A 6,071-nucleotide genomic window follows, 5' to 3' on the forward strand; every position below is an offset into this window, starting at 1 on the left:
AGCCAGAACAAGCGCCCTTTCATCTCCATGCACCTCCAACAAACCAATTCGGAGGGTGAGTATGTAAACAAACTCAGACAATTGTATGGGTTTCCAACCTAAACGAAACGGCCTCCGGCAAATCCGGGGCGGTTCAGTTCATGCAACCAAGCGCAGAACCCTGCGAGCGCCACCCGCAGAACCCGGCACATCAATGTGATGGCGTGGTCACGACGGTGGTCGTTCATGAAGCGGTACTTCACTCGGGTTCCCTAGCAAAGTACCGCGCGGCTTTTTTTTGGATATCCCGCTCATCTTCGGTGCGACGCAGTTAAGAGCGAAGGCGAAGAACCTCGCTCCTTTGCTTCCAGGAGTTCCCTGGATTGCTGCCCGGATCTGACGGGGATACGGCCTTGACCCATTTGTACAGGCTATGTGCCGAAACGCCCAAACGGGCCGCGACATCCGGAACGTGTAAACACCGGAATAAAAAGGGGCCATTCGCCGGTTTAAAAGTAGGCCAGTCGGGTCAATTAAAGAGCCTCATGACGAGGCAGTTTTCGTTCGGCAGCGGGGAGGCGGCTGGAGCGGAGCGGAAGCCGATTTCCTGCTGCCGATGGCCGTATCTGGTCAGGTCATGATAGGGGGCTCCTGTCTTTCTGGCGCCTGCGACTGCTGGCCAGACGGTAGCTGTCACCATTCATCTCGAGGATGTGCACGTGGTGGGTCAGCCGGTCGAGCAAGGCGCCGGTCAACCGTTCCGAGCCGAACACCGTGGTCCATTCATCGAATGGCAGATTGCTGGTGACCAGCGTGCTGCCGCGCTCGTAACGCTGGCTGATACCAAGCCTCACTGACAACGACTCATGGAGGGGTTTTGTCGGCGGGACGGGCGTGATTCAGTTTCGCAAATGGTTGGGGATTTGCGATGGCTGCGCCGATCCGGGTTCGGGATGATTTCACTGCCGCGCAGATACGTTCCTGTGCCCGGGCTTCAAAAGATCCAGCCCAGGTTCGCCGGCTTCTTGCGATCAGCGCCATTCTGGAAGGCGCCAGCCGCAGCGATGCGGCCAGCATCGGGGGCGTGACGCTGCAGATTGTCCGGGACTGGGTGCTTCGTTTCAATGCCGCTGGCCCCGATGGACTTGCCACACGCAAGCCTCCGGGGCCTGACACAATCCTCAACGACATCCAGCGGCGTCTGTTGGCTGAGATTATTGAGGCCGGCCCCATTCCGGCGGTTCACGGGATCGTACGCTGGCGCATTATCGATCTCGCCCAATGGCTGTGGGATGAGTTTGGCGTCTCCATCAGCAAGCAGGCGCTCGGGCGTGAACTGCGGACCATGGGCTTTCGCAAACTTTCGGCCCGTCCCCGCCATCAAGGCCAGCGTCAGCAGGATATTGCCGCTTTTAAAAAAGCTTCCCCGTCCGTCTGGCGCAAATCCGGAAGGGCCTGCCCAAGGGCGCCGCAATAGAACTGTGGTGGCAGGATGAGGCCCGGATCGGCCAGAAAACACAGATCACCCGGCGCTGGGCCCGGCTCGGCGCGCGGCCTGTCGCCCAGCGTGACCTGCGCCGGGCTTCTGCCTGGATATTCGGAGCCATCTGTCCTGAAAGTGGCAAAGGCGCAGCCCTGGTCATGCCGCGCTGCGATAGCGAGGCGATGGGGCTACACCTTGCCGAAATCAGCAGCCAGGTCCCGCCCGGCGCACACGCCGTGCTTCTGCTCGACCAGGCTGGCTGGCATGTCTCCAGCAAGCTGGACGCGCCAGCGAACATCACCCTCCTGCCGCTCCCGCCAAAATGCCCCGAGTTGAACCCGGTCGAGAACGTCTGGCAGTTCATGCGCGATAACTGGCTGTCAAACCGCCTCTTCTCTTCTTGCGGCAATGTCGTGGATCATTGCTGTGACGCCTGGAACCGCCTCGTCGAACAACCATGGCGCATCATGTCAATCGGACTCCGCAAATGGGCGAAAGGGTTCTGATCAGAGAGTCTTGGTATGAGCACCTCGAAGAGCAATTCGGCCCCCACGGCGGTGAAGGGCACGTAGCCGAGTTCATCGAGGATCAGCAGCTTCACCGACGCCAGATGCTTCTGGAGCGTCCGGAGCCTTCGTTCGTCCCGCGCCTCCATGAGGTCGTGAACCAGCGCCGCCGCCGTGGTGAACGCCACGCTGTGTCCCTTCTGGCATGCCACAAGGCCCAGCGCGAGCGCGGTGTGGGTCTTGCCCGTTCCGCTTGGCCCCAGCGCAATGATGTTGCGGCGCTGTTCAATCCATTCCCCGCGCGCCAGTTTCAGCACGAGCGGCTTGTTCAGCGAGGGCTGGGCCGTGAAGTCGAAGGTATCGAAGCTTTTGGTATGCGAGAACTTCCCCAGACGGATCCGGCGCTCCACCATCCTGCGTTCGCGGTCGATCCGTTCGAGCTCGCACAGCCGCAGCAGATAGCGCGGATAGTCGGCCTGGTCCCGGGCGGCTCCCAGCGCCACCTTATCGTACTCGCGCACGAAAGTCGGCAGCTTGAGCGCCTTGAGGTGGTTCGCCAGCAGCACGGCAGGCGGCACACTGGTGGGTTCTGGCTCCGTTGCCGGCAACGGCATGGATGGTTGCGTCATGGCTGCGCTCCCACTTCCGGAGCCTGCGACCGGGATAGCAGCCCCATATAGCTGCGCGGGTCGGTGTGACCGACGGTTGCCCGCGGCAGATGGGGGTAGAACTCCAGATCAAGCTTTGGCTGGCGACGCTCCAGCCGCGCCAGGGCGATCATCTTCACCGCATCGAAACTGACCGTCCCCATGTCCAGCGCCCGCGCAACCGACCATTCCACAAGGGATTGTTCAAAGCGCTCGCACAGACGCAGCACCTGTATGAACTCGCGCCGGTCTTCCTTGCCGCTACGCGCTTCCATCAACCGGCGAAGGCGATGCATTGGCTCCGCCGGCACCCAGCCATCCAGTGGCGCAGCCTGATCAAGCGCTCGCGGCTTGTCCTCAAGCAGCGCAAGGTAATGCAGCGGGTTGGCGACAAAATCCTCCCGCTCATAGCTGCGCGGGTGAACCGCGATCCGCTCTCCCCGGCAGATGATCTCGACCCGCCCGACATAGCCCTTGATCACCACCTCCTGGTGGGCATGGGCCGTCGGCACAGAGTAATCTGTTGGTCCGGTAGCGGACCAGGGACAGCGATGAGGCCCGGCCCGTCACCACATGACACGGATCAAACGCCACGGCCGGCAACTTCATGAACGCCGCCAGATCGGCCTGCATCCGCTCGCCAATACTCTGGCTGTGCCCGCGCAGCACCGCCTGCCGCCGTTCCAAGCACTGTTGGAGCAGGCACCCATTCAGGGCATCAAGGCTGTCGGCAACCGGAGCCGGGGTCATGAAGCGCCGGCGCACATAGCCGACAAGCCCCTCGACCTTGCCCTTGTCATTCCCCTTGCCGGGGCGACCGAATTTGTCCTCGAACAGGTAATGGCTCTGCAGGCCGGCGAACATCCTGCAGCGTTCGCGCTGGCCATCCCCGAGGATCCGGGCCACCGCCAGTCGGGTGTTGTCGTAAAGGATCGACACCGGCACGCCGCCAAAAAAGGCGAAGGCTGCAACATGCCCATCGCAGAACGCCTCTGCCACTTCAGCTGCATAGGCCTTCACAAACGGGGCGTCGCTGTGCGGCAGGTCCATGCAGAAGTAAAGGAACCGCACACGCTTGCCGCCGATAGTCCCGTCCGCCTGCCAAAATCAACCTGCGCGCCCGGGTCTGTGCGACAGCGGCATGAATACCTCGCGCCTGCGTAACCGGGCGCGGGCCACATAGGCACGGACGATCGTGATCCCGCCGCTATAGCCGTGCTCATCCCGCAGGCGCTCGAATATCCGCGTGCCGGTATGCCGCTGCTTGGCGTGAACCGCGCGGTCCGTCTCCAGTATGGCGTCGTGATACCTGTAAACCCGGCCAGCTTCCGGCTGTACGACCAGCCTGCTCGACCATGGGGTGGCGGCTCGGGAAAACGAAGCATCTTGTCGACTGTCTTGCGGCTGATGCCAAAATACGTTGCTGCCTTCCGACGGCTCAGCCTGTCAATCAGCGCAGCACGGCGAACCTTCTGATAAAGCTCCACTCTTTTCATCCTCAGCCTCCGCGAAAACGGAGGTCTAGCAGGATTGGCTCACTTTTATCCCGCCGATACCCCTCAAAAACTGGCCTACTTTATTCCCGGCGCTCTCATAACGACTGGCTCGAAATTTCGGGACCACTTCTTCCCAATCTTGACATCATGGACAACACGTCAACCCAAGCGAAAAGTATTTGCCAAGCTGAAAGCGATTTTGCGCGCCAAGCCGATCGTACCATCGAGATGCCCTGGAAAACCGTGGGACACATCGCGATCATATTTAGGCCAAAATGCGTAAAATACTTCAATTTTTTGAAAAGACAGAATAAAATGCACAAATTCTAACGATCCTTCATATCTAATTCCAACATCTCACAGATATCATCTATTCTTTTTTTCATCAACAAGCCAACTCTATTTACATCATACCTAGTCTTAACAAGCTCTCGTCCTATCTGCGATTTGATTTTAGCCTCATTTCGTTGTTTAACCGCTCGACGCATTAAGTCCGCCGCCGCCGCCACATCGGGTTCGGCCCAAACCTGACCGGTAGCCCATGGATATTCATGCGAAGCCAAGGGCCTCAAGGTATAAGGCACAGGGTAACCTGTATCGACGGAAAGAAAGTCTCTCGAACCTGAATAGTCAGTTCCAATGACAATTTTGTCTAACATCAACGCTTCTGCCATACCAAGTCCAAAGCCCTCGGCGCGGTGGAGCGAAATATAGGCGTCGCAAGCCTGAAGCAGGCCCTCCATTCGATAGCGTGGCATGCTTTTGTCCAGATATAGGACGCGGTCATCACGTTGACAGGCGTCAAATATAGCTGATTTTATCTCAGGAACGTGGTCAGAGTTTCCGGTTGACTTGATAACCAAGCCTACCGGCTCACTTCCTAACGGAAACGCCCGGCCAAACGCATCAAGCACTCCCAACGGGTTCTTTCTGTAAGCAGACGAATAATAATCAAAACTAAAAAGAAAATAAAATTTATCATTTTTCATACCATACCCCCCCCTATCAACGCATACAGGTGATATATTTTCAATAGCCGGCGGTATAATTATGATAGTTCCATCGAAAATCTCAGAAAATGACTCCGCGACAAATTGATTCGGCACCCAAATTTCCTGGATTTTTTCTAAAAACTGACGCCACTCTTCTGGCGCTCGCGAAAGCTCCCAATACGTATACAAAATATTATAAGATTCATCAACCGACTTACATCCTAGCTCCTCAATAACCAATGGGATCTGATCTGTAGCCACTTGAATTACATTAACAGCATATGTATTTTCTTCATCATATTTCTCTCTCATAAAAGGATCAATCAGCCGCGTTTCTATGTTCCTTCTAAAAGGAAATATTGCAAAATCCACTCCAGCCGACGCAGCTGCCCGAAGGTTGGCGCGAAAGGCCTGCCCGAGTCCTAGGGCCCCCTCGGCGTATCCGACAAATAGCACTCCCGGCTTGATTGGTCCCTTCAATCGGCTGAAGCCGACCCCGCGCCCCTTTTCAGAAGCACCACCGGTTGGCGCGAGCCATTGAGCAAAATATAATGCCCGACGTCTCACGTATGGGATGATCAATTGGGTCCATGAGGAACGGACGGCGTGTATCCAACCGTATTCCGCTAACTGCGCCTCAAAATATGTCGAGAGACGGACGAACCGCGTGATTTGACGTCTGATCATGTTATCAAATTTCATTTGACATTGGAATATACGGGGGTTTTCAACGGGCAATGAAGCGGATTTTATATGGATCGAGGAGGAAGAGACAGGATAAAAGTGCCTATGGCAAACTCTCCTTGATCTTCTCGTTCAGCCATATCCCAACTTCCAAAACTCATGTCATACCAAGTGACCCCGCTATGCACCCGATTTACTCCTGCCTCAGAAATGTTGCAGATAATGGCACGTGATACGGCGACCTCGCAATCCCGCCCGCCTTCACTCTAGGACTGATCGACATT

At 57.0% G+C, this 6,071-nt stretch carries 3 protein-coding genes and 3 pseudogenes; 1 reads left to right on the plus strand and 5 read right to left on the minus strand.

The genetic code is table 11. The features are described 5' to 3' along the window. Positions 1-310: 310 nt before the first annotated feature. Together ACERNI_RS17905 and ACERNI_RS17910 are read right to left on the minus strand one after the other, a co-directional pair. Positions 311-442 (minus strand): annotated as a pseudogene (locus ACERNI_RS17905) (IS3 family transposase); the annotation flags it as partial. Between the two features lie 172 nt (positions 443-614). After that, positions 615-821: pseudogene (locus ACERNI_RS17910) on the minus strand (ATP-binding protein); the annotation flags it as partial. Between the two features lie 86 nt (positions 822-907). On the opposite strand from ACERNI_RS17910, the gene ACERNI_RS17915 reads away from it, so the two are divergent. Then, positions 908-1,968 (plus strand): IS630 family transposase gene (locus tag ACERNI_RS17915; RefSeq protein WP_448834588.1). Its coding sequence is split into 2 segments (ribosomal slippage): positions 908-1,415 and positions 1,415-1,968, totalling 1,062 coding nucleotides; the frame shifts between segments, so codons are not numbered across the junction. Here the strand turns inward: ACERNI_RS17915 and ACERNI_RS17920 are convergent. The 3 genes and pseudogenes from ACERNI_RS17920 to ACERNI_RS17930 form a co-directional block, all read right to left on the minus strand. Further along, positions 1,881-2,597 (minus strand): ATP-binding protein, encoded by a 717-nt coding sequence (locus ACERNI_RS17920; RefSeq protein WP_448834589.1) that lies wholly within the window; start codon positions 2,595-2,597, stop codon positions 1,881-1,883. The two genes, ACERNI_RS17915 and ACERNI_RS17920, sit on opposite strands and share 88 nt — an antisense overlap. Further along, a pseudogene (gene istA, locus ACERNI_RS17925) lies at positions 2,594-4,111 on the minus strand (IS21 family transposase). The gene ACERNI_RS17920 and the pseudogene istA overlap by 4 nt, the downstream one beginning before the upstream one ends. 326 nt (positions 4,112-4,437) lie before the next feature. Next, complete coding sequence (locus tag ACERNI_RS17930) at positions 4,438-5,790, minus strand: hypothetical protein (RefSeq protein WP_448834590.1); 1,353 nt, start codon at positions 5,788-5,790, stop codon at positions 4,438-4,440. Between the last annotated feature and the right edge of the window lie 281 nt (positions 5,791-6,071).

It is taken from the genome of Camelimonas sp. ID_303_24, assembly GCF_053543495.1.

Coding starts and splice junctions, on each gene's coding strand:
- ACERNI_RS17920 (WP_448834589.1), bottom strand. CDS start 2,597: ATGACGCAACCATCCATGCCGTTGCCGGCAACGGAGCCAGAACCCACC.
- ACERNI_RS17930 (WP_448834590.1), bottom strand. CDS start 5,790: ATGATCAGACGTCAAATCACGCGGTTCGTCCGTCTCTCGACATATTTT.